General features: G+C 71.1%; 19 protein-coding genes. 4 read left to right on the top strand and 15 right to left on the bottom strand.

The window, feature by feature from the left end; translation table 11 throughout:
- Positions 1–2: 2 nt before the first annotated feature.
- From Q9250_RS09410 to Q9250_RS09395, 4 genes are read right to left on the bottom strand one after another with little or no spacing between them, the layout of a single operon-like run.
- Positions 3–836, bottom strand: coding sequence for a carbohydrate ABC transporter permease (locus Q9250_RS09410; RefSeq protein ID WP_306231612.1), 834 nt, complete (start codon positions 834–836; stop codon positions 3–5).
- Positions 833–1,993: a carbohydrate ABC transporter permease gene (locus Q9250_RS09405; protein WP_306231611.1), complete on the bottom strand. Its 1,161-nt coding sequence runs from the start codon at positions 1,991–1,993 to the stop codon at positions 833–835. Before Q9250_RS09405 ends, Q9250_RS09410 begins: the two co-directional genes overlap by 4 nt.
- Entirely contained in the window at positions 1,993–3,234 is a 1,242-nt protein-coding gene (locus Q9250_RS09400; RefSeq protein ID WP_306231610.1) for an extracellular solute-binding protein, read from the bottom strand. Before Q9250_RS09400 ends, Q9250_RS09405 begins: the two co-directional genes overlap by 1 nt.
- A gap of 11 nt (positions 3,235–3,245) precedes the next feature.
- On the bottom strand, positions 3,246–4,265 hold the full coding sequence (locus tag Q9250_RS09395; protein WP_306231609.1) for a LacI family DNA-binding transcriptional regulator: 1,020 nt from the start codon (positions 4,263–4,265) through the stop codon (positions 3,246–3,248).
- A 111-nt stretch (positions 4,266–4,376) separates the two neighbouring features.
- Here Q9250_RS09395 and Q9250_RS09390 point away from each other — a divergent pair, with 111 nt between their 5' ends.
- Positions 4,377–6,239, top strand: coding sequence for an amylo-alpha-1,6-glucosidase (locus tag Q9250_RS09390; protein WP_306231608.1), 1,863 nt, complete (start codon positions 4,377–4,379; stop codon positions 6,237–6,239).
- Positions 6,240–6,269: 30 nt separating this feature from the next.
- On the opposite strand, the gene Q9250_RS09385 is transcribed toward Q9250_RS09390, so the two are convergent.
- The 3 genes from Q9250_RS09385 to Q9250_RS09375 form a co-directional block, all read right to left on the bottom strand.
- Positions 6,270–7,247, bottom strand: coding sequence for a carbohydrate ABC transporter permease (locus tag Q9250_RS09385; protein WP_306231607.1), 978 nt, complete (start codon positions 7,245–7,247; stop codon positions 6,270–6,272).
- Positions 7,244–8,398, bottom strand: a complete 1,155-nt coding sequence (locus Q9250_RS09380) for a carbohydrate ABC transporter permease (RefSeq protein ID WP_422665105.1) — start codon at positions 8,396–8,398, stop codon at positions 7,244–7,246. The genes Q9250_RS09385 and Q9250_RS09380 overlap by 4 nt, the downstream gene beginning before the upstream one ends.
- 469 nt (positions 8,399–8,867) lie before the next feature.
- Positions 8,868–10,199 carry an ABC transporter substrate-binding protein gene (locus Q9250_RS09375; RefSeq protein WP_306233973.1) on the bottom strand — a complete coding sequence of 444 codons (1,332 nt, stop codon included), beginning with the start codon at positions 10,197–10,199 and terminating at the stop codon, positions 8,868–8,870.
- Between the two features lie 275 nt (positions 10,200–10,474).
- Here Q9250_RS09375 and Q9250_RS09370 point away from each other — a divergent pair, with 275 nt between their 5' ends.
- Positions 10,475–11,482: a LacI family DNA-binding transcriptional regulator gene (locus Q9250_RS09370; protein WP_306231606.1), complete on the top strand. Its 1,008-nt coding sequence runs from the start codon at positions 10,475–10,477 to the stop codon at positions 11,480–11,482.
- Positions 11,483–11,567: 85 nt separating this feature from the next.
- A complete protein-coding gene (gene treS, locus Q9250_RS09365) occupies positions 11,568–13,298 on the top strand; it encodes a maltose alpha-D-glucosyltransferase (RefSeq protein WP_306231605.1) in 1,731 nt (576 codons plus the stop codon).
- Positions 13,299–13,347: 49 nt separating this feature from the next.
- Here the strand turns inward: treS and Q9250_RS09360 are convergent, their stop codons facing one another.
- Positions 13,348–14,058 (bottom strand): RDD family protein, encoded by a 711-nt coding sequence (locus Q9250_RS09360; RefSeq protein ID WP_306231604.1) that lies wholly within the window; start codon positions 14,056–14,058, stop codon positions 13,348–13,350.
- A gap of 114 nt (positions 14,059–14,172) precedes the next feature.
- Between Q9250_RS09360 and Q9250_RS09355 the strand changes: the two genes are divergently transcribed.
- Positions 14,173–15,183 (top strand): pirin family protein, encoded by a 1,011-nt coding sequence (locus Q9250_RS09355; RefSeq protein ID WP_306231603.1) that lies wholly within the window; start codon positions 14,173–14,175, stop codon positions 15,181–15,183.
- An 11-nt stretch (positions 15,184–15,194) separates the two neighbouring features.
- Here Q9250_RS09355 and Q9250_RS09350 read toward each other — a convergent pair whose 3' ends face one another.
- From Q9250_RS09350 to Q9250_RS09320, 7 genes are all read right to left on the bottom strand, one after another.
- Positions 15,195–16,100, bottom strand: coding sequence for a hypothetical protein (locus tag Q9250_RS09350; RefSeq protein ID WP_306231602.1), 906 nt, complete (start codon positions 16,098–16,100; stop codon positions 15,195–15,197).
- Positions 16,101–16,209: 109 nt separating this feature from the next.
- The gene (hpaD, locus tag Q9250_RS09345; protein ID WP_306231600.1) at positions 16,210–17,205 is read right to left on the bottom strand and encodes a 3,4-dihydroxyphenylacetate 2,3-dioxygenase; all 996 of its coding nucleotides are present in this window, start codon (positions 17,203–17,205) and stop codon (positions 16,210–16,212) included.
- 2 nt (positions 17,206–17,207) lie between these two features.
- Positions 17,208–18,548, bottom strand: coding sequence for a DUF3500 domain-containing protein (locus Q9250_RS09340; protein WP_306231599.1), 1,341 nt, complete (start codon positions 18,546–18,548; stop codon positions 17,208–17,210).
- The gene (locus Q9250_RS09335; RefSeq protein WP_306231598.1) at positions 18,545–20,218 is read right to left on the bottom strand and encodes a sugar ABC transporter ATP-binding protein; all 1,674 of its coding nucleotides are present in this window, start codon (positions 20,216–20,218) and stop codon (positions 18,545–18,547) included. Before Q9250_RS09335 ends, Q9250_RS09340 begins: the two co-directional genes overlap by 4 nt.
- Positions 20,215–21,399, bottom strand: coding sequence for a substrate-binding domain-containing protein (locus Q9250_RS09330; RefSeq protein ID WP_306231597.1), 1,185 nt, complete (start codon positions 21,397–21,399; stop codon positions 20,215–20,217). The genes Q9250_RS09335 and Q9250_RS09330 overlap by 4 nt, the downstream gene beginning before the upstream one ends.
- Before the next feature lie 57 nt (positions 21,400–21,456).
- A complete protein-coding gene (locus tag Q9250_RS09325; protein ID WP_306231596.1) occupies positions 21,457–22,467 on the bottom strand; it encodes an ABC transporter permease in 1,011 nt (336 codons plus the stop codon).
- Positions 22,468–22,661: 194 nt separating this feature from the next.
- Positions 22,662–23,708 (bottom strand): amidohydrolase family protein, encoded by a 1,047-nt coding sequence (locus Q9250_RS09320; RefSeq protein ID WP_306231595.1) that lies wholly within the window; start codon positions 23,706–23,708, stop codon positions 22,662–22,664.
- Positions 23,709–23,943 lie beyond the last annotated feature (235 nt).

The raw sequence follows: 23,943 nt of genomic DNA, 5'->3' as shown, positions 1-23,943 counted from the left end.
CGCTACCCCTTCTCCGCCCCCTCGGTGGTCGACATGATGCGCCGCTGGAAGATGAAGAAGACGATCGCGACAGGGATCGTCATCAGCACGGCCGCGGCCAGCTTCAGCGGGAACTGGTTGCCCGAGCCCAGTGCGCCCGAGATGAGCGTGCCGACGCCGGTGGTGAGCGTGTGGAGCTCTGGGCTCTGGCGGGAGATGATGAAGTGCGCGAACTCGTTCCAGGAGCCCTGGAACGACAGGATCGTCAGCGTGATGAGGGCAGGCGTCGCCATCGGCAGCGTCACCGACCAGAACGTGCGGAACACCCCCGCCCCGTCGATGCGCGCGGCCTCCTCGATCGACGCGGGGATCGAGTCGAAGAACTGCTTCATGATGAAGATGCCCGCCGCGTCGGCCAGCAGCGGCAGGATCATGCCGCCGTAGCTGTCGTAGAGCCCGAGCTCCTTGATGACGAGGAAGCGGGGGATCAGCAGCACCACCGAGGGCACGGCCAGCACCGCGATGAACAGCGCGAAGATCGTGTTGCGCCCACGGAACCGCAGCCGCGACAGCGCGTAGCCGGCCAGCGAGTCGAAGAACACCCGGAAGACGGTGACGACCACCGTGATGAAGACCGAGTTGGCCGCCCAGATCGGCAGGTCGGTGCCGAAGAAGAGGCGCTCGTAGGCCTCGAACGTGAAGGTCTGCGGCAGCAGGCCCATGGGATCCGCCGTGGCCTCGGCATCCGTCTTGAACGAGTCGATGATCGCGATCACGAAGGGGTAGATGTAGACCGTCGCGAGCACGACGAGCACGACATAGCCGGCGATCAGCCCGCCGGTGACCCGCTCCTTCATACCCCACCTCCTGTCCCGGTCGACCCGGCCTGCACGTGCGCGGTCGCATCGGCGACCCTGCCCAGCTCGGGGTCGCCGCCCTTGCCGCGGCGGCGCTTCCTGCCCATGCCGCTGGCGTCGCGGTCGGCGAGCGCCCAGCGCTGGATCAGCGTCATCGCGATGATGATGAGGAACAGCACGAACGCGATCGCCGCGGCGATGCCGGGCTCGTTGTTGTCGAACGCCTGCGTGAAGGCGAGGAAGGCGGGGCTCGTCAGGGTGGGCGCCGCCGGGGTGCCGCGCGTCAGGTAGACCTGATCGAAGACCTGCCAGGTGCCGATGAGGCCGAGCGTCAGCACCGTGAAGAGCGTCGGCTTGAGCATCGGCAGCGTGACCGAGAAGAACGTGCGCACCGGCCCGGCGCCGTCCATCACCGCGGCCTCGCCGACCTCGGCGCCGATGTTCTGCAGGCCCGCGAGGAACAGCAGCATGAAAGTGCCTGAGGTCGTGAAGACCGCCATCGTGATCAGCACGACCTGCGCGACGGAGGGGCCGGCGACCCAGTCCCATGGCGTCACGCCCAGGAAGCCCGGCTGATCCCAGCCGGGCGGAGGCTGACCGCCGCCCATCAGGATGTGGAAGACCCCGCGCGGGTCGGCGAACCAGTTCGGGCCCTCGATGCTCAGCCAGCCGAGGATGCGGTTGACGACGCCGGTGGCCGAGAAGAGGAACAGGAACACGCCGGTGATGGCGATCGACGAGGTCACCGACGGGAAGTAGAACGCGGTGCGGAAGAAGCTCTTCGCCTTCAGCATGCGGCGGTTCACCTGCACCGCCAGGAAGAGGGCGAGCGCAGTCTGCAGCGGCACCACGAACAGCACGTAGTAGACGTTGTTGCGGATCGAGCGGCCGAACAGCTCTCGGGTCAGCGAGTCGTCGGTGGTGATCGCCGCGTAGTTGTCGAGGCCCACGACCTCGACGTTGTCGTTGAAGAGCGGCGAGTTGCGGCCGTTCCAGTCGGTGAAGGAGACCCACAGCGCGAGCACGATCGGCGCCACCAGGAAGATGCCGACGATGAGGATCGCCGGCAGCGTGAAGAGCCAGCCGGCGACAGCCTCACCGCCTCTCGCGCCCCCGCGCCGCTTGCGCGGCGCGGGGGCGGTCGAGACGGCGCTCATCAGCCCTGCGAGTCCTGGTATGCAGCATCCAGCTGCGACTGCACCTGATCGAGCACTGCTTGGGCGTCAGCACCCTGCAGCGTCGTGATGGCGTTGTTGAACTCGCCCACGACATCCGCCGCCCCCGGGAAGGCGACCGGGCTGACCGCATAGTCGGCGCCGGCCACGAACGCGGCGCTCTCCGGGTAGGTCTCGGCGTAGGTCGCCGCGGCCGACTCGGTCGACGGGATCACGCCGAACGCCTCGGAGAACTGCAGCTGCTGCTCGTCGCTCGTGAGGAACGCGACCAGCTCCTGCGCGGTCTCCGCGGTGTCCTGGCCCTCGGGGATGCCCCAGCAGTTCGAGAAGGTGAAGGTGCCGGGGCCGGCCGGGCCCTCCGGCAGCTCGGCCACCTGGAACTCGACGTCGGGGTAGTCGTTCTCGAGCGCGCCGCGGATCCACGGGCCCTCGATCACCATCGCCGCAGCACCGATGCCGAAGGCCTCACCGCCCCAGCCTGCGCTGAGGTCGGCCGGCCACTTGAGCACGCCCGCGTCGAGCAGGCCCTGCACGTACTCCAGCGCCTCGACGTTCTCGGGCGAGTCGGCGGTGACGGTGTCGCCGTCCATGAGCCCTCCGCCGGCCTGCTCCATGAAGACGCCCAGTCGCGCGTACTCCGCGCCCATCGAGAGGCCGACCGTGTCGCCCGTGGTCAGCGTCTGGGCGGCGGCCTGCAGCGACGCCCAGTCGGTCGGGATGTCGGCGTCGGTGAGGCCCGCCTCCGTCCACATCTGCGTGTTGATCACGAGACCGAGCGTCGAGAAGTCCTTCGGCGCGCAGACGAACTCGTCCTCGTAGGAGAAGGCGTCGACGAGCGCCGGGTAGAACTCGCCCGCGTTCTCGAGGTCCATCGCGTAGGGCTCGAGGAAGCCGTCGCTCGCATAGGTCTGGAACTGGTCCCAGCCCATGTAGAACAGGTCGGGCGCGGAGTCGCCCGCGAAGCCCTGCGCGAGCTCCTGGTTGAGGTCGGATGCGGCGATCACCTCGACCGGGACGCCCGACTCGGCGGTCCACGCCTCAGTGGCCGCCTCGAGCGCCGCCGTCTCGGCGTCGCCCGAGGAGCCGAACAGCAGCGTGAGGCTCTCGGCGCCGTCGGCGGGCGCGTCGGTCGATCCTGTGGTGCTGCCGCCCCCGGCGCAGGAGGCCAGGGCGAGGGCGAGCGCGCCGGCGAGGGCGACATTGCCCAGCTTGCTGTGTCGCATGGTTGTTCCTTTCAGGAGGGGGAGGGTCCCCGGTCGTTGGGGGCGATCCCCCATCGGACGTGCTGACGCCGCACGAGCTGCGGCGTGACGAGCATGGTGACGGCTCCCGGCTCACCGTCGAGCGCGTCGAGCACGGCGTCGGCGACCTGGCCGACGCTCTGGTCGACGCTCGAGAAGCCGATGCCGAGGGCGAGCGCGGTGTTGTCGAAGCCGATCACCGGCAGCGAGCGGCCGGCCTCCATCGCCGCGCCGATCGCGCCGGCCGCGAGCGCGTCGGAGGCGCAGACGAGGGCGTCGACGTCGCCGGCGATGAGCGGCGCGGTGGCGTCGACCGCGTCGCTCAGCAGATCGGTGCAGCGCACGGTGATGGCCTCGAGGTCGTCATCGCCGAGCCCGGTGCGCTCCTGCATGGCGCTCGCCCAGCCGCGGCGGCGGTCGTCGCCGGAGCCGCTGCCGATCGGCCAGCCGACGAAGCCGACGCGACGGTGCCCCGCGTCGAGCAGCGCCTCGGTGGCCTCGCGCGTGCCGGCCGCACCGTCGACGTCGACCCAGGAGTGGGCGGGCGCCGGGCCCCACGGGCGCCCGAACGCGACGAACGGCAGCCCTGCGTCGAGCAGCGCCGGCGCCCGGGTGTCGTCGGCGTGCGTCGAGGTGAGCAGGAATCGGTCGGCGACGCGCTGGCTGGCGAGCGAGCGCACGCGGCGCACCTCGTCGTCGTCCGACTCCGCCGTGAAGACGACGACGTGCTGGCCGCGCGCATCCGCCCGCCCGGTCAGCTCGTGCAGGAAGCGGTCGAGCAGCGACGACGCGATGTTGTCGGTCGCGGGCTCGATGCGCACGCCGATGGTCGAGACGGTGCCGTGGCGCAGGCGCTTGGCCTGCAGGTTGGGCGAGTAGCCGAGCGCCGCGACCGACGCGAGCACGCGCTCGAGCGTCGTCTGCTTCAGCAGCGCCGGGTTGTTGAGCGCGTTCGAGACCGTCTGCACGGAGACACCGGCGTGCGCCGCGACATCCGCGAGCGTCGAGCCCATCTCCACTCCTTCGTGCAATGGCGGCCAAGGCCGAATCCGTCCTTGGATCGTTCCAATATGGACGGTAGCGTATCGATCGGGCGATGGGAACCCCGGTCGAGGAGGCCAATCATGAGCAGCGACGCACCCGATCAGCACGGCAGGCAGCCCCTCCTCAACCGAGCGCTCGTGGTGCTCGACGCCCCGACCCAGGTGTGGTCGGATGCGTCAGGAGACCTGGGCGCAGACGCCATCCACGGGCTGTTCCACGGCGATTGGCGCTATGTCAGCGGCATCGCCCTGCGGGTCGCGGGCGAGGCGGTCGAGAGCACGGGCACGTCGCGCTCGGCCGGCAGCGCCGCCTTCCACGGCGTCGCGCGCGCGATCGACGACGAGACGCCCGACCCGCGGGTGCTCGTGGAGCGCACCCGCGAGGTCGTCGCCGGCCGGCTGGTCGAGCGCGTGCAGGTGCGCAACGGACTCACGGCGGCCGTCGAGGCCGAGGTCGAGCTGGTCGTCGACGTATCGTTCGCCGAGCTCTCGTCGGTGAAGGCCGGCCTGTCCCAGCCCCAGCCGCTGACCTGGCGAGGGCTCGAGGCGAGCGACGGCACCCGCGCGCTGGCCGTCGCCGCCGAGGGCGCCGAGGTCGAGCGCGACGCCGACCGGCTGACGCTGCGCTGGAGGCTGCCGATCGGGCCCGGCGCCACCGCAGAGGCGGCGGTCGAGCTGCACCTGAGCGACCCGACGACGGTCGTCGGCCCCGCATCCGCCCGCCCGATCGCGCCGCTGCCGCCGACCGGCGACGCCGCGCTCGACCGCTGGGCGGCGCGGGCCGTCGAGGACCTGCGGGCGCTGCTGCTCGACGCCGGGCAGGGCCCGTTCGCCGCCGCCGGTGCCCCCTGGTTCATGACCCTCTTCGGCCGCGACACGCTCATCACCGCGCGCCTGCTGCTGCCGCTCTCGCTCGAGGTCGCCGAGGGCACGCTGCGCACGCTCGCCGCCCGCCAGGGCACGCGGGTCGACGCGGCGACCGCCGAGCAGCCGGGCAAGATCCTGCACGAGATCCGGCAGTCGACGTTCACGATGCCGGGCGAGGGCATCGTGCTGCCGCCGGTCTACTACGGCACGATCGACGCGACGCCGCTGTGGATCGTGCTGCTGCACGAGGCCTGGCAGGCGGGGCTGCCGATCGAGACGGTGCGCGAGCTGCGGCCGGCGCTCGAGGCGGCGCTGGGGTGGATGCGCGACCACGGCAGCCCCGACGACTCCGGCTTCCTGAAGTACATCGACGAGACCGGCACGGGCCTGGCGAACCAGGGCTGGAAGGACTCCGGCGACTCCATCCGGTTCCGCGACGGCCGCATCGCCGAGGGCCCCATCGCGCTCTGCGAGGTGCAGGCGCAGGCGTGCCAGGCGGCCGAGGGCGGCGCGGCGCTGCTCGAGGCGCTGGGCGCCGACGGCGACGAGTGGTGGGCGTGGGCCGAGGCGATGCGCGAGCGGTTCCGCGGCGCGTTCTGGGTGGAGCGCGGCGGCGAGCGCTACCCCGCCATCGCGCTCGACGGCGCCGGCGAGCCGGTCGACGCGAAGGCCTCGAACATGGGCCAGCTGCTCGGCACCGGCCTGCTCACCGCCGACGAGGAGGCTGAGGTCGCCCAGCTGCTCGTCGACGAGACGTTCGCCTCTGGCTGGGGGCTGCGCACGATGGCGGCCGACCAGGGCGGCTACTGGCCGCTGTCGTACCACTGCGGCTCGGTGTGGCCGCACGACACGGGTGTCGTGATCGAGGGGATGCTGCGGGCCGGCCTGGCAGAGGAGGCTCGCGTGCTCGCGCGGCAGCTCGTGCGCACCGCCGACGCGTTCGACGGCCGGCTGCCCGAGCTGTTCGCCGGGTTCAGCGCCGCCGAGGCGTCGTCGCCGGTGGCCTACCCGGCGTCGTGCCGGCCGCAGGCGTGGAGCGCCGCGGCCGTCGTGCCGGTGCACGCCGCGCTGCGCTGACGGGCGCCGCTGAGCCCTCCGGCGGCGACGTCAGCCCTTCGCCGAGCCCGCCAGCAGCCCTCGCACGAAGTAGCGCTGCAGCCCGAAGAACACGAGCAGCGGCACCACCAGCGAGACGAACGCTCCGGCCGTCAGGCGCTCCCAGTTCTCGCCGCGGGAGCCCGCCAGTTCTGCCAGCCGCTGCGTGAGCGGCGCGGTATCTGGTGTGCCCGACGAGAACACGAGCGCGACGAGCAGGTCGTTCCACACCCACAGGAACTGGAAGATCGCGAAGGACGCGATCGCCGGCATCGCCAGCGGCAGGATGATGCGGAAGAAGATCTGCCCGTGGCCCGCGCCGTCGACGCGCGCCGCCTCGATCACCTCGGAGGGGATCTCCGAGATGAAGTTGTGCAGCAGGAAGATCGCCAGCGGCAGGCCGAAGACCGCGTGCGCGATCCACACCGGCAGGAACTGCCGTTCGCTGATGAACGGCACCGCCTCGCTCAGCGCCGTCTGGAAGGGCTGCAGGAACGTCACGAACAGCTGCAGCAGCGGGATGAGCGCCATCTGCAGCGGCACGATCTGCAGCGCGAAGACGATCACGAACAGCGTCGACGAGCCCTTGAACTTCACCCACGCGAAGGCGTAGGCCGCGAGCGACGCCAGCACGAGCGGGATCAGCGTGCCCGGGATCGCGATGGCCAGCGAGTTCACGAAGTACTCGCCCAGCTGCGGCGATGACGCCGAGCTCGAGAAGAGCACCTCGGAGTAGTTGTCGAGCGTCAGCTGCGGGTCGCTGAAGAAGGTCCACCAGCCGGAGGTGGAGATCTGGTCGGCCGGGCGGAACGACGACAGCAGCAGGCCGAAGGTCGGCACCGTCCACACCGTCGCGATGATGATCGCCGCGAGCGTCGCCCAGCGGCTGGTGAGCCGCCGCTTGACGCGATCCGACCTCGTGGTGCCCAGTGCCGCATCCGCCGACTTGGGTGTGATCTCAGGATCAGGGGTGACTGCGACGGTGGTCATCGGATCGCCTTCTGCTGGTTCAGCACGCGGATGTTGTAGACGACGATCGGCAGCACCATGATGAACAGGATCAGCGCGAGCGCCGCACCCCTGCCCGGCTCGCCCGAGCGGAACGCCTGGGTGTACATCTCGTTCGCGATGACGGATGTGTTGAAGTTGCCGGCGGTCATGGTGCGCACGATGTCGAACACCTTGAGCGTCGCGATCGAGATGGTCGTGACCACCACGACGAGCGACGTGCGGATGCCGGGCAGCGTCACGTTCGCGAAGCGCTGCCACGGGTTGGCGCCGTCGATCTCTGCCGCCTCGAGCTGCTCGAGCGGCACGCCCTTGATCGAGGCGGAGAGCACCACCATCGCGAAGCCGGTCTGGATCCAGACCATCACGATGATCAGCGCGAGCGTGTTCCACGGGCTGTTCTGCAGGATCTGCTGCGGCTGCTGGCCGAACCAGACGAGGATCTGGTTGACGAGGCCGATCTGGTCCTGCTCAGCGCCGCGGTAGGCGTACATGAACTTCCAGATGATGCCGGCGCCGACGAACGAGATCGCCATCGGCATGAAGACGAGCATCTTGTAGATGCGCTCACCGCGGGTCTTGTCGATGAAGACCGCGTAGGCGAGGCCGATCACGGTCGACAGCAGCGGCACCAGCACCACCCAGACGACCGTGTTGCCGAGCGTGATGAGCGCTTCGGGTTGCGTGAACATCCAGACGAAGTTGTCGACGCCGTTGAACGCGCCGGTGCGGTCGGTGAAGGCGAGCATCGCCGTGCGCAGCGCCGGGTAGACGAGGCCGACGGTGAGCAGCAGCGCGGCCGGCATCAGGAAGACGAGCATCGGCTTGGAGTCGTCGTCGTGGTCGGCGAAGTAGCCGAGCACGCCCACGACGCTGAGCCCTGCGGCGGCCGCCCACGGCCAGACGCCGACGGGCTGCTCCTGGCCGGCCTCGACGACGACGGACGAGACGACGACGGCGACGGCGCCGAGCAGCCAGGCGACGAGCCGGGCGCTGCGGCGGATGCGGTCGGGCAAGAAGGCGATCGCGGCGGTCGCGATGAGCACCCCGGCGAGCGGCCAGCCGACGATGCCGGCGGCCAGGAGCAGCGCGGGCGTCACCCAGCCGAGGGCCGGGATGCCCGGCGAGGCCATGGTGACCAGCACCAGCGCGATCACGAGCACGGCGCCGAGGCCGCGCATCACGGCGCTGCGCACGGCCGGCCGCGCAGGCTGCAGCAGTCGGTCGAGCAGCCACTGCAGCACGACGCCGACGACGCCCGCGATGCCGATCAGGATCGCGGCGTTGGCGAGCCCCTGCGTCATCCAGGGCACGGCACCGTAGAGCACGCGGCCCAGGATCGCGATGAGCGCGAACGCGGCGATGATGATCACGCGCGGGCGCAGGCCCTGCTTGATCGCGGCGCCCCAGCTCGCAGGGCGCGGCTTGTCCTCAGGTCGATCGAGGAAGGCCAGCAGCAGCGCCATCACCACACCGAAGGCCGCGAGGCCGACGACCGCCTGGAGCACCTTGCCGACGAGGTCCATCGAAGTCATGCATCACCTCCTGTATGCCTGTGTGGGGGCCGCGCGCTCGCGGCCCCCACACAGGGTGGATCCTCGATCAGGGCCAGCTGGCTTCGACCTCGGCGAGCATCGTCGCCGTGTCCTTACCGGAGACCCAGTCGACCATGCCCGTCCAGAACGTGCCCGAGCCGACGCCACCGGGCATCAGGTCGGAGCCGTCGAAGCGGAACGTGGTGTTCGGGTCCTGCAGCGTCTCGACCGCCGACGAGAGCAGCGCGCTGCCCGCGTTGGCCGGGTCGAGGCCCGAGTTGGCGGAGATGACGCCGCCCAGCGAGACGCGGCTGTTGGCCCACGTGTCGCTCGACAGGAACGTCTGCACCGCCACGACCTCCTCGGCGTCGCTGAACGCGCCCACGAACTCGCCACCGCCGGTGACCGCGGCCGAGTCGGCCTCGGTGCCGGGCAGGATGAACGCCCAGACGTCGCCGTCCTCAGCGACCGTCACGGAGTTGTCGTCGCTCCAGAAGCCCTCGTAGAACGAGGCCTGGTGGTGCATCGCGCACTCGCCGTCGAGCACCGGCAGGCCGGCCTCGCCGAAGTCGGTCGTGGCGATGGTCGTCACGTCGCCGATGCCGCCGTTGACGTACTCGGGGTTCTTGATCAGGTCGCCGACGCGGTCGACGGCCTCAGCGATCTGCGGGTCGTCGAACGGGATCTCGTTCGTGATCCACTGGTCGTAGACATCCGGACCCGCCGTGCGGAGCACGTAGTCCTCGATCCAGTCGGTGCCCGGCCAGCCGGTGGCCTCACCGGAGCCGAAGCCGACGCACCAGGGCGTCACCTCGGACTCGGCGATCGTGGCGGTGAGCTCGTCGAGCTCGTCGAGGGTGGTCGGGACCTCCCAGCCGTTCTCCTCCCAGACGCTGGGCGAGTACCAGACGAAGCCCTTGACGCTCGCCATCAGCGGCGCAGCGTAGAAGGTGCCGTCGACGGTGCCGTAGTTCTGCCAGTCCTCGGTCCAGAACTCCTGCGCGTTGGCGACCACGCCCTCGGGAGCGGGCAGCACCGAACCGGTGGCGGCGACCGTGGAGAGCAGGCCGGGCTGCGGGAAGATGGCGAGGTCGGGCGGGTTGCCGCCCTGGATGCGCACGTTGATCTGCGCCTCGAACTCGGCCGAGCCCTCGTAGGCGACCTCGATGCCGGTGCACTCCTCGAACTCCGCCCACGACTCGTTGAGGCGGTTGGCCTCCTCGTCGAGGATCGTGCCGTAGACACTGACCTCGGCGCCGTCGAACGTGCCGTAGTCGGCGTAGGCCTCGCAGCCGGCGGCGGCTCCGGTGGCGCCTGGCTCCTCTGAGGCGCTGGGGGCGGCGTCGCCGACGCAGCCCGTGAGGGCGAGTGCGGCGACGCCCGCGATGCCGAGCGGCATCGCGATCCTGCGTGCGTGCTTCACGTGAACTCCTTCGCTGATGTGGCAAGGGACTTCGCCGCGAACGGAGTGCACGGCGATGTGCCGAAACCGGAACCGGTTCCACTGGCTGTGACGCTAGCGCACGCGCGCTCCGGTCGCCACCGGATTCCAGGTTGCGATTGCGCAACGATCGCTCAGGCACCCGGTTGGCGGAACGTCGGCGCGGGGCTACGCTCGGAACCGGTTCCGGCCTCAGCCCGGTGGAAGCAAGCACGGAGCGCGAGGAGGCGGCCATGCCCAAGCTCGACGACGTCGCCCGCGCGGCCGGCGTCTCGAAGGCCACCGCGTCCCGCGCGCTCTCCGGCGCCAGCGGCGTCTCGCCCGCCACCCGCGAGCGCGTCGAGCGCACCGCCGCCGATCTGGGCTTCCGCGCTTCGAACGCCGCCCGCCGTCTCGCGACCGGGGTGACCCGCACGATCGGCGTGCTCACCCCATCCGTCAACCGCTGGTACTTCGGCAGCGTGCTGCACGGGATCGCGCACGCCGCCGACCAGCACGACCACGACGTGCTGCTCTACGACCTGGGCGCCTTCGGCAAGGGCGGCCACGAGAAGTTCGAGCGCTTCATGCTGCGCGGCGAGGTCGACGGCCTCGTGACCATCACCTGGAGCCTCGTCGGCGGCGACCTCGGTCGCCTCGCCGAGCTCGGCATCCCGGTCGCGACCGTCGGCGAGCCGACGCCGCACTCGCGCTCCTTCGCGCTCGACGACGACGCCGCCGGACGCGTCGCCACCGAGCACCTCGTGCAGCTCGGGCACACCGACCTGCTCCACCTCGCGAGCGAGACCGAGGTGCAGCCGCTCGACGCCTCCTCCTCCGACCGGAGGCTGCGGGCCTTCCAGCGGGTCTCGGCCGAGCACGGGCTGCGGATGCGCGACGTCGTCACCCTGCCGACGACGCTCGAGGGCTCGCACCGCGCCGCGCTCGAGCTGCTCGCCGGCGCCGACCGCCCCACCGGCATCGTCGCCGGCACCGACGAGGTCGCGCTGGGCGTGATGCTGGCCGCGCACCAGCTGGGCATCCGCGTGCCGGAGCAGCTCTCGGTCATCGGCGTCGATGACGTGCCCTCCGCTGCCGCCTTCGGCCTCACCACCATCAAGCAGGATCCGGCGAAGCACGGCGAGGACGTCGTCGCCTGGATCATGGCGCAGCTGCAGGAGCCGCGGCCCGAGCCCGACCGCCAGCACACCGACTACCCGCCCGAGCTGATCGTGCGCGCCTCCACCGCTCCGCCAGGCTGAGCGACGCCGGTCGGGCGCGCCGGATAGCGTGGTCACCGATCTGCCCTGACGACCCACCGCATCCGCCCCCGTGAAGGAGCACGCGTTGAGCTACACGAACAGCTTCACCTCGCCCATCCCGATCCAGGCCTCGCACGTGCCGGGTCTCGCGCTCGATCGCGACTGGCATCGCAAGAGCGTGTTCTACGAGGTGATGGTGCGCTCGTTCGTCGACTCGAACGGCGACGGGTTCGGCGACTTCCAGGGCCTCACCTCGAAGCTCGACTACCTGCAGTGGCTCGGCATCGACGGCATCTGGGTGCCCCCGTTCTTCCAGTCGCCGCTGCGCGACGGCGGCTACGACGTCGCCGACTTCAAGGCGGTGCTGCCCGAGTACGGCACGATCGACGACTTCAGCCACTTCGTCGCCGAGGCGCACGCCCGCAACATGCGCGTGATGATCGACCTGCCGATCAACCACACCTCCGACCAGCACCCGTGGTTCCTCGCCTCCCGCGAGGACCCGGAGGGCCCCTACGGCGACTTCTACGTCTGGCGCGACACCGACGAGGGCTACCCCAACGTGCGCATCATCTTCGTCGACACCGAGGAGTCGAACTGGGCGTTCGACTCGGTGCGCCGGCAGTTCTACTGGCACCGGTTCTTCTCGCACCAGCCCGACCTGAACTTCGAGAACCCGGCCGTGCACGAGGCGGTCGAGGACGTCATGCGCTTCTGGCTCGACCTGGGCGTCGACGGCCTGCGGCTCGATGCGATCCCCTACCTGTACGAGTCGGAGGACGGCAACGGCGAGTCGGAGCCGGCCACCCACGCCTACGTGCAGAAGCTGCGCCGCATCGTCGACGACGAGTACCCGGGCCGCGTGCTGATCGCCGAGGCCAACCAGTGGCCGGCGGAGACCGCCGAGTACTTCGGCACCGCCGAGGACCCCGAGTGCCACATGGCCTTCGACTTCCCGACCATGCCGCGCATCTTCTACTCCCTGCGGGCGCAGAACGCGCTCGAGCTGAAGCGCATCCTCTCCGAGCAGGTCGAGGTGCCGCCGGGCGCCGCCTGGGGCGTGTTCCTGCGCAACCACGACGAGCTCACGCTCGAGATGGTGAGCGAGGAGTACCGGCAGGCGATGTACGGCTGGTACGCCTACGACCCGCGCATGCGCTCGAACGTCGGCATCCGCCGGCGGCTGGCGTCGCTGCTCGACAACTCGAGGGCCGAGCTCGAGCTCGCGAACGCCCTGCTGTTGTCGCTGCCCGGATCGCCGTTCCTGTACTACGGCGACGAGATCGGCATGGGCGACAACATCTGGCTCGACGATCGCGACGCATCCCGCACCCCCATGCAGTGGACGCCCGATCGCAACGCGGGCTTCTCGAGCGCCGATCCCGGCAAGCTCTTCCTGCCCGTCGTGCAGTCGCTCGTCTACCACTACTCCGCCGTCAACGTCGAGTCGCAGATGGCCCACTCGTCGAGCCTCCTGAACTGGATGCGGTCGGTGCTGCACGTGCGCAGGGCCCACCCGGTCTTCGGGCTGGGCGACATCACGGTGCTCGACACCGACAACGAGGCGGTGCTGGCGTTCGTGCGCTCCTACGAGGGCGACGGCTCCTACTCCGGACCGCGGGCCGAGACGGTGCTCTGCGTCTTCTCCTTCAGCCACAACCCGGTGCACGTCACGGTCGACGCGCAGCAGTTCGCGGGCGCGCGGCTGTTCGACCTGTTCGGCGGCGGCGAGTTCCCGACGATCGCCGACGACGGCCGCTTCTCGCTCACCTTCGGCACCCAGTCGTTCTACTGGCTGGGGCTGGCGCCGGCGTGACGCGAGAGAGCGTGCGCCGCCCGGGGCCGCGCAGCCGAGGAGCAGGCTCCTAGCGGGCGCGCACCACGATCGTGCCGGCGGCCTTGTCGTGCAGTGCGCGGCGCTCGGCGTCGAACAGCGGCCAGACGTGGTCGACGACCGTGAAGATGCTGGCGAACAGGCCGATGATCGGCACCGTGCTCAGCAGCTGCGGCCCGCCCTGCTGCACCGCCCACCGGATGACGGCGGCACGGCCGGTGGGGCGACGGTCATCGTCGGCCATGCGCACCCGGATGCCGACCAGCATCTTGCCCGGCGTCTGGCCCTTCCAGCGGTGGAACCCCACGTTGTAGAGGAAGTAGGCGATCGCGCCGACGACCACCGTGGTGACCGATGCCGCGCTGCCCGCGGAGGCCATCGCCTCGAGGTCGGCGAGGGCGGCATCGTCACCGGCCGCGAGCCGGTCGACGATCTCGAAGTAGCCGAACTGGCCCAGCACGATCGCGGCCAGCACCACGAAGGGGATGAGATCGATCAGGTAGGCGAGCGCGCGCGAGCCGAAGCCGGCGAGCTGCTGCTGCGACGCGTCGGTCGAGGCGGCCGCCGGAGCGGGCGGCGTCTGCCAGGGCGCGGGCGACCAGGTCGGCTGGGCGGGCACCGGATCGCGGGTCTGCGCGATCCAGTTCGCGCCGTCCCACCACCGCTCGACGCCGGGCGCCGCCGCGTAGGGGTCCGGGTACCAGCCCGGCGGCTGCGAGACGGGCGGCTGCGACGAGGTCATGCGTCGATTTTAGCCGCGCTCCGCACGACTCGATCCGCAGTGCGCGACCCGAGGCCCCGACGACGTGAGCACTCCGCGTTCCGCCGTCGACGCATCCGCCGTAGCGTTGCAGCCATGAGCAACGACGAGGCACTGCTGGTCGAGAACGCCGAGCGCAGCGCGATCGACGAGGCGCACGAGGCGGGCATCGAGCTGCTGCTGCCGCGCGAGGTGCCGCTCGGCGGCCCGCGCGCCATGCCGGTGCTGCGCAGCCTGCCCAACAAGCATCGGCACATGATCGGCGCCTGGTGCTTCGCCGACTCCTTCGGCCCCACCGTGCTCGGCGACGGACCGGGCATGGATGTGCCCCCGCACCCGCACACGGGCCTCCAGACGGTCTCGTGGCTGGTCGAGGGCGGCGTCGCGCACACCGACTCCACCGGTGCGACCCACACGGTGCGGCCGGGCGGTGTGAACGTGATGACCGCCGGCCGCGGCATCGCGCACAGCGAGTACTCGACCCCCGACACGACGGTGCTGCACGGCGTGCAGCTGTGGACCGCGCTGCCGCTCAGGGATCAGGGCATGGCGCCGTCGTTCGCGGGCGTCGACGCGGTGCCGGTCGTCGACCTGGGCGGCGGTTCGGTCGCGCGGGTGTTCGCCGGATCGTATGGCGGCGCCACGAGCGAGGCGCCGATGTTCTCGCCGATGCTCGGCGCCGAGCTGCGGATCCCGGCCGGCGGCGAGGCGGCGCTCGCGCTCGAGGGCTCCTTCGAGCACGGCGTGCTCGCGCTCACCGACGGCATCGCGCTCGACGACGTGCCGATCGGCCGAGGGGAGATCGGCGTGCTCGAGCCGGGCCGGGGATCCGCCATCGTCTCGGCCGGCGACGGGGAGGGCATCGCGATCCTGCTGGGCGGCGTGCCGCACCCGGAGGAGTTCGTGATGTTCTGGAACTTCGTCGGCGCCGACCACGCCGCGGTCGAGCGCGCACGCGACGAGTGGATGGCGGAGCGGGATGCGTCGCCGCACGACCGCCCGCGCTTCGGGTTCGTCGACGACGGCTCGGGCACGACGCTGCCGAGCCCGCGCCTGCCGACCGTCGAGCTGCTGCCGCGCGGCCGCGCGAAGCGCCGCCCGCGGTAGCGCGGCTGCGCTCAGCGCTGCCGAGCGCCGATCAGCAGCCCGGCCGCGAGCGCCGCGAGCAGTGCCGCGAGCAGCGAGATCGCCGGGAACGCCGTCGACATGCCGCCCTGCGTCGCCAGCGTGTCGGCCACGCCCATGCCGATCGAGAACTCCACGATCGGCAGCGCGAACAGCGCGACGACCCCGGCCGCCAGGAGCGTGCCGAGCGCGCCCCGCTGGCTGCGACGGTTGCGCAGCAGCCCCATGCCGAGCAGCGCGATCGCGATCAGCCACATGCCGGCCCAGGCCAGCGGCGTCCACATGCCGCCGTCCTCGCCCGCGGCTCGCAGCTGCGCGAGGATCGCCGGCAGCGGCACATCTGGCGCGAGCGACATGGGCAGCAGCACGAATGCGTCGAGCACGCCGAGCCCCAGTAGCAGGGCGGCCGAGACCGTGCCGATCAGGGTGCCCGCAGCCGGGCGCGGCATGCCCGCGCGCATGCTCGGATCGAGCGCCAGCAGCGCGACGCCCAGGGCGCCGACGGCTACCGGCAGCAGCACGTGCACCATGCCGAACGCGATCCAGAGGAAGCCCGCGGCAGGCGCGAGCAGCACGCCCACGACGGCGAGCGCACCGGCCGTCGTCGCCGTCGGGATGCGCCGCGGTTCCGCCCTCGCGAGCAGCGCGAGCTGGGCGAAGCCGGCCGTCAGCATGGCCACCGCGACGAGCCCGATCAGCGCGATCCACACCCATCCGACCATGCCGTACGCCAGCGCTGGCCACTGCAGCCCGGCCAGGTGCGCGCTGGCGACGCCGGCGACGAGCCAGACGATGCCGCTGCGCTGGCGCGCGTCCTGCATCGCACCCAGGCGCCCGGGGTCGGTCGGTGTCGGCAGCGGCCGGAAGGGCGCGATCGCGCGGGCGGCGAGCGTGGTCATGTCCTCACGCTAGCCGCGCGCCATCGCGCCCTCGTCAGCCTCGAGGATGAGCCTCAGCAGCCGGCCACGGGCTCACACGAGCCGGAGGCGCCCCATGCAGGTTCATGCATCAGTGCAGCCCGAGCACGTCTTCCAGCGTCGCCGGCCCCGCCTGCAGCAGCGGCTCCTGCACGGGCTGGCCGGGGAACTCGCTCGCCTCGAAGAACCAGCGACGCGTCGCGGGCATGCCCCACAGCTGGGCGCGGCGCGGGTTCGAGACGTCCCACCGGATCGGCTCCTCCTCGAGGTCGATGAACTGGTAGTGCGTCGTGAACAGCTCGATGCGGTGCTGGTCGGGGTCGCGCAGGTAGAGGAAGAGCGCGTTCGAGATGCCGTGGCGGCCCGGGCCGCGGTCGATCTCGTCGCCGAAGCCGAGGCTGCCCGCCACGTCGGCGGCGTGCAGCAGCGCGGTGGCGTCGGGCACCGTGTAGGCGAAGTGGTGCAGACGCGGGCCGCGGCCGTTCGTGAAGACCAGGTCGTGCGTGTTGCCCTTCACCTCCATCCACGTGCCCCACAGCTCGTCGGTGCCGTCCGTGGCGGTGTACTCGGCCATGCGCATGCCGAGCCCCGTCCAGAAGTCGGTCGCCGTCTGCACGTCGTGGGTGACCACCTGGAAGTGGTCGAGCCGCTGCGGGGCGCCCGCGACGAACTCATGGAACTCCTGCATCCTGCGCGGCACCTGCGTCATCGACGAGGTGAGCTCCATGCGCGTGCCGACCGCATCGGTGAACTGGATCGTCGGGCCCTGGTGCGCCCGCTCCACCCGCTCGTGCTCGATGCCGTTGGCTGCGAACCAGCGCTCGGCCGCGACGATGTCCGTGTCCTCGCGCACGCGCAGGCCCACCCGCAGCGCCTTCGCCTCGGCCTGCCGCTCGAGCACGAGCGAGTGGTGCGCCGCCTCCTCGAGGCCGCGCAGGTACACGGCGTCGTCGGTCTCCTCGGTGACGACCAGCCCGATCACGTCGCGGTAGAAGTCGCGGCTCGCCTCGAGGTCGGTCACCGCGAGCGAGACGTGGCTCGCGCGGGTGACGGCGAAGGGCGGGTCGAAGTTGGTGACGGGCAGCATGCTCAGTCCTCCGTGGTCGTGCGGCGTCGGCGCCACTGCTCGATGTACGCGCGGCCGTAGTCGTTGCCGTTGGGCAGGCGCAGGATCGTGTGCACGTGGAACCGCTGCGGCACCCGGTTGCTCAGCCAGACGCCGGCATGGTGATCGAGCTCGGCGACGATCACCGGGCTCTGGATCCGCAGGTAGAACGGCTCGGTGCCGTCCGTGCCGCTGTACCAGGCGAACCACGTGTCGTCGCGATGAGCCTCGACGTCGGCGAGGGTGAGCGCCCGCTGGTCGTCGCGCAGCAGCAGCAGGAAGTCGTCGACGATCGCGACCACGAGCGCCCACTGCTCGTCGTCGAGGTCATAGGCCGAGATGCCCTCGTACGGGATCAGCCGGTTGTCGCGGAACGCGCCGGCCAGGTGCCGCTCGTCGGCGGGGTGCAGGCGGCCCTCGGGCATGCGGGGGTCGAGCACCGACTCGAAGACGACGGCGGATGCGCGCTGCTCGTCGGTGAGGGAGGCCGCGAGCGCGAGGGCGGTCGCCTCGCGCTCCGCGAACAGCGGCTCCCGGCTGCCGTCGGCGAGCGCCGGCTCGCCGCCGATGAACACCGGCGCGACGACGTGCCGGCCGCCGACGGTGACGAAGTGCACGGCGACGTGATGGCCGAACAGCTGCCAGCCCCAGGGCTCGGCGGATGCCGGGTCGCCGTAGAGCGCGAAGAAGTAGCTGCGCTCGCCCAGGATCGTCGGCAGCTCGGTGAGCTCGCCGAGGAACCCGTTGAGCTCCATCGCCTCGATCACCCGCGCGTACCCTGCGGGGCTGAGCGAGGCTTCGACGATCGCCAGCACCGCCGCCACCTGCGCTTCGGCGAGATCCTCGAGCCGCAGGCCGACGCGGTGGAAGACGAACTCGGGGTTGCTCCAGGCGCGCCACTCCCTCGCGTCGAGCGGGTGGCGCAGCTCGGCGCGCTCGGCGTCGGAGAGCGAGGCGAGCAGCTGCTCTGCGGCCGCGACGATCCCGCGGTCGTCCGCCGACGCATCCGCCGTGTCATGCCCTGTCTCGGCCGCCGGCAGCTCGTACAGCCCCTCGCGCACCGTGCCGTCGGAGGTCACGCCCACGAACGGCTCGTCGAGGAGCGCGTTCCAGTCGTCGAGCAGCGCCTGCAGGAACCGGTCATCGCGGCGCGCGTCGGCGAACTCCTGGTAGCCCATGCCGCGCCAGGGCGCGAGCGTCTCGTCGTCGAGCGGGTAGAGGAACGGCCGGAAGTCGGTGCCGGCGAGCTCGATGCGCTCATCGGTGCCGGTCACGCGCGCCGTCGAGAAGAAGTCGTCGAGCCGCTCGCCCCCCTGGTCGCTCATCGGGTCTCCTCGCCGGGGGCGCTCGGCTCCTCGGCCAGCGCGGCCTCGAGCTCGGGGGTGTTCATGATCAGCGTGCCGGTGAGCGTGCGGTCGCGCAGCTTGGCGCGGGCGCTGCCGGCATAGATGGCCTGCACGATGCGGTCGGGGGTCAGGTCGCCCGTGAGCTCCTGGTCGACGCGACCGTCGACGAACACGAGCACCCGGTCGCACAGCAGCGCCAGCTCGTTCTCGTCGCCGCCGGCGACCAGCACGAAGCGATCCTTCGCCGCCTCGCGCACCGCCTCGACGATCGTCTGGCGGGCGCCGACGTCGACCGCCTGCGTCGGCTCGTGGAGCAGCAGCAGCCTCGGGTCGGTGGCGAGCCACTTCGCGATGAAGACCTTCTGCGCGTTGCCGCCCGAGAAGGTGCCGACGACGGCATCGGCGCGCGGCGGGCGCACGTCGAGCCTCTCGATCCACTGCTCGGCGAGCTCGCGCTCGGCGGCGCGAGGCAGCACGCTGAGCAGTCGCTTCGTGCGGGCGGTCTGCGGGAAGGCGGTGTTCTCGATCACCGTCATGCCCATCGCGAGGCCGGAGTGCTCGCGGCCCTCCGGCACGATGGCGATCCCCTGGGCGATCGCGTCGGCCGGGCTGAGGCCGGAGAGCTCGATCGTCTGGTCGGGCAGCTCGATCGTGCCCGCGGTCGCCGGAGCGACGCCGCTCAGCAGGTAGGGCACGTCGTCGTAGGCGGAGCCGCCGAGCCCGGTGACGCCGACCACCTCGCCCTGCTGCAGCTCGAGGGTGAGATCGCGGATGCGCAGGCCCGTCAGGCCCTCGACGCGCACCCTGGGTGCATCGTCGGTGCGGGCGTGGGCGATGCGCTCGCCGAGGTCGATGATGTCGCGGCCGAGGATGAGGCTCGTGAGCTCCTGCTCGGTCATGCCCTCCACCTGCCGGCCCGATTCGACGATGCGGCCATCGCGCAGCACGGTGACGCTGTCGGCGCCGTCGACGACCTCCTCGAGGCGGTGGGTGATGAGCAGCACCGAGGTGCCGGTCGCGACGATCTCATCGAGGTCGCGGTAGAAGCTCTCGAGGGCGCGTCGCCCGAGGGCGCGCGTCGACTCGTCGAAGATGATCAGGCCCTCGCCCGGCGTGGCGTCCTGCAGCACGCGGGCGATCGCGACCGCGGTGCGGCTCTCCTCGCTCAGGGAGGAGACGCGCGAGTCGAGCGGCACCAGGCGGCCGATGCGCTCGAAGGCGTCGGTCGCCTCGGCGCGCTCACGCGCCCAGTCGATGCGACGGAACGGGCCCGCGGCACGCAGACGACCCATCCGCATGTTCTCGATCACGGTCATGCTCGGGATCAGGCCGAGGTTCTGGTGCACCACCGACATGCCGTAGCCGCGCGCCTGGTGGGGGCGGATCGGCAGCGGCAGCGGCTGCCCGTCGACCGACACCACCGTGCCCGGGTCGGGCCGGTAGAGGCCGGTCAGCACCTTGGCGAGGGTCGACTTGCCCGAGCCGTTCTGGCCGACCAGGCCGTGGATCTCGCCCGGCCGCACCTCGATGTGCACGTCGCGCAGCACGCGGGCCGCGCCGAACGTCATCGACAGCGACTCGACCGAGAGCCGGGGGGCCGGAGCCGCGGGCACTGCTGCCCGCGGCTCCGGCGAGTGGGCGATGGTCACTCGGCGCCCCAGTTGGCGAGGAAGTCCTCGCGGAAGGTCGCCGGGCCGAACCACTCGCCCGAGGCCTCGCCCTCGGCGGTGAGGTTCACCTCGCCGATCGTCTCGCGGGTGAAGAGGCGCACGGGGATCTCGTACTCGGGGATGTCGGAGCCGAGCACGGCGCGCATGGCGAGGTCGGCGACGACCCAGCCCTGGAACACCGACGCCTGGCCGGTGGCCGCGTAGAGGAAGTTCTCGGAGGCCAGCTGCTGGAGCGCACCGAGCTGCGAGGCGCCGACGACGCCCTTCGTGTCGGCCGCGCGGCCGGCCTGCTCGACGCCGCCCTGCGTGGGCTGCAGGTGGATGGCGTACTGCGTCAGCACGTACTCGACGTTCGGCTCGCGCAGCAGCGCCGAGCTGGTCGACGGCGCGATGAGGCCGAAGTTGGCGCTCGTCACGTCGTTGACGACCACGGTGCAGTCGGGGCACTCGGCCTCGGCCTCGGCGAGCGCCGCGGTGGTGACGGGCACCGAGGCGCCGTCGGCGGCCTTGTTCACGAGCACGGTGCCGGCGCCGTCGGAGTCGGAGGCGATCCACTGCATGTGCGCGATGATCTGCTCGGCCGAGCCGTCGGGCGCGTAGAGCAGCGTGTCGGAGGCCGGGTGGTCGGGCGTCTCGGCGTTGTTGTTCTGCACCACCGGGATGCCGGCGGCCTGCGCCGCGTCGAGGGCGTTCGCCGCCATGCCGTAGGGCACGGCGTCGGTGATGATGGCGGATGCGTCGGCCTGCGTGGCCTGCGTGATGCACGCGCTGACGTCGGTGGGCGTCGCGTTGCCGTTGCAGATCTGCACGTCGATGTCGACCGCCGCGAAGGCCTCGGTCACGGCGACGCCGGTGACCGAGAACTGCGGCGCCTGCTGCGTGAGCGGCACGTAGTAGACCGTCGAGCCTGCGAGCGAGGCGACGTCGCCGGTGGGCGAGTCGGGCACGGGGTACGCGTCGCGCGGCTCGAGCAGCGCGGCGAGCGCCGCGTCGAGGTCGTTGCCCGGGGCTTCGGTCTCGGGCGCCTCGGACTCGGCTGCGGTGGGCTCGGTCGTCTCGGCCGGCTCGGCGGTCGAGCAGGCGCTCAGCGCGAGCACGGCGGCCGCGCCGACCGCGGCGAGGGCGCGCGCGCGGCGGGCCCGAATGGTGGTGGTTCGCATGGTGACTCCTTGGCGTCGTTGCGTGGAGGTTGGGTCCGCTGGGTGAGCCTGGGGAGCTCAGCGGGCTTTGTTGAGGACGGTGGAGATGGTGACGGCGACGACGAGGACGCCGCCGTAGAAGACGCTCGAGACCCACGAAGTGGCGCCGAGCAGCTGGAGCCCGAGCACGCCGGTGGCGAGGAAGTACACCGCGACGAGCGTGCCGAGCGGGTTGAAGCGGCCCGGCTGCAGGATGGCGGTGCCGAGGAAGGCCGCGGCGAACATCGGCAGCAGGTAGACGTTGGCCACGTTCGGGTCGAAGCCGCCGGTGGCGGCCGAGGTGATCACGCCGCCGAGGCCGGCGATCAGGCCGGCGGTGGTGAAGGCACCGATGCGGATGCGCGTCACGCGCACGCCGGCGAGGCGCGAGACCTCGCGGTTCTCGCCGACGAAGCGCATGTTGCGCCCGAGCGGCGTGAAGGCCAGCACGTAGGCGAAGGCCAGCATGAGGATGAGGCCGAGGTAGAAGCTCACCGGCAGGCCGAGGAAGTTGACGAGCACGAGCTGGCCGAACCAGGCGGGCAGGCCGCTGACCGGCATCAGGTTGCTCGCCCAGAGGGCGATGCCGAACAGGAACGTGCCCATGCCGAGCGTGACGACGATGGTGTTCACGCCCAGCTTGACCACCAGCAGCCCGTTGACCAGGCCGACGATCGTCGCCACGACGATCGCGAGGAGCGACGCCAGCCAGACGTCCCAGCCGTGCGTGACGTGCAGCACCGGCACGAGGATCGCGGCGAGGCCGAAGTTCTGGGCGATCGACATGTCGACGAACTCGCCCACGATGATCGTCACCAGCAGCGCGGCGGCCAGGAAGACGAGCGCCTGCTGCCCGCCGAAGATGGTGCGGAACGAGCCGGCGGTCAGGAAGGTCTGCGGGATGAGCACCGCGAACAGCGCTGCCATGAGCACCCAGACGCCGATCACCGCGTAGCGCGCCGAGGCGTCGCGGATCCAGGGCGCGCGAACGGCCGGCGCGGGCGTGGGCGTGCTCGCGGCGGGTGCCGTCTTGGTCGAGGTGTCGGCCATCGGGTGCTCCTTCTGCGCTCCGTTGCGCGTGGGCTGTCGTGATCGGGCTGGCGGCGCCGCACCGGGTTCTGCAGTTCGGGGTGCTGCAGTTCGGGGTGCTGCGCTTTGCTCCGCGACAGTTCAGTTTGCACACTGTACAGCGAGTGTGCCGCGGTGCAACAGGTCTGCTCTCGGAGGGCCTGCTGCAGTGACTGCTAGATGGGGAGGTTGAACATCCGCTTCGCGTTGCCGGACATCACGGCCTCACGGTCAGCGTCGGAGATCTCGATCTCGTGCTTCATGAACTCGACGCCCTGGCTCATCCAGCTGTAGAACACCGGGAACGACGAGCCGAACATGTAGTGGTCGGCACCGTTGATCTTGAGCGCCGCCTCGATCTGCGTCTTGCCCCACGAGTGCGGGTGCGTCAGGTCGAAGAAGATGTTCTCGCGCAGGTAGCGCTCGATCTTCTCGCCGCCGGTGGCGTCGAGCCGCTGCATCGCCTCCTGCTTGCTGGGAGCGTGGGGAGTCAGCAGCGCGGTGTTCGAGAACCAGTTGCCGCCGAGCATCGTGTGGATGAACCGCAGGTTGGGCAGCTCGTCGAACATGCCCGAGAAGAGCTCGCGGCCGACGGCGGTCGCCTGGTCGACGATGCGGCCGTACTCGCGGCGCAGGTTCGTGTAGTCGATGACCGACTTCCACTCCACCGGCAGCGGCGTGTGGTGCACGATCACCGGCACGTTCAGCTCGTTGAGCACCTCGAGGTAGGGGCGGAAGGCCGCGTCGTCGAGGTACAGCTGGCCGTAGTGGCAGGCGAGCTGCACGCCCACCGCGCCCTCGTCGAGGCAGCGCTTCAGCTCGTCGACGTTCTCCTTGCCGCCCCACGGCGGCACGCAGGCCGTCGAGAAGAGGCGCCCGCCGGAGCGCTTGACGATCTCGGCGGCGTTGTCGTTGACGGCCCGGCAGGTCTCGAGGTCGAGCCACTCCTGCCAGACGGGCACGCGCATGATGCCGTAGTCGACGCCGGCCTCGTCCATCGCCGCGAGCTTCGCCTCGGCCGAGTAGTCGCCCTCGACGTAGTTGAGGTTCTGGAACCCGGCCGGCTTCTCGAGGATCAGCTGTCGCTTGCCCGACTCCATCGTCTTGACGGTCGCGATCTCACCGAACCCCCGGGGCGCGCTGTTGAGGAACCCGTTCAGGATCTTCTCGTTCGAGAAGAGGTCCTCGGGCAGGTGATGGATGTTGATGTCGACGACGGTCATGCTCGTCACAGTAGGGCGGCCCAGGGCGCCGAGGCAGTCGATCGGATGCACGATCAGGTTGCACCGTCCGCAGGCTCCCGACGGCACCCGCGCGGTTAGCCTGACGACGCATCCGCCGGCACCGACCGGCATCGACGCCGAGCCGGGAGGGGACCTCGTGCAGCAGTACGCTTCGAAGCAGTGCGCCGACGCCGCCGAGCGTCCCCGGCGCACGCTGGACGACCTGGAGGGGCGC

The organism is Agrococcus beijingensis (assembly GCF_030758955.1).
GTDB lineage: Bacteria > Actinomycetota > Actinomycetes > Actinomycetales > Microbacteriaceae > Agrococcus > Agrococcus beijingensis.
Note: the sequence above shows the minus strand (reverse complement) of the source record. Positions and strands in the feature narration are given on the sequence as shown.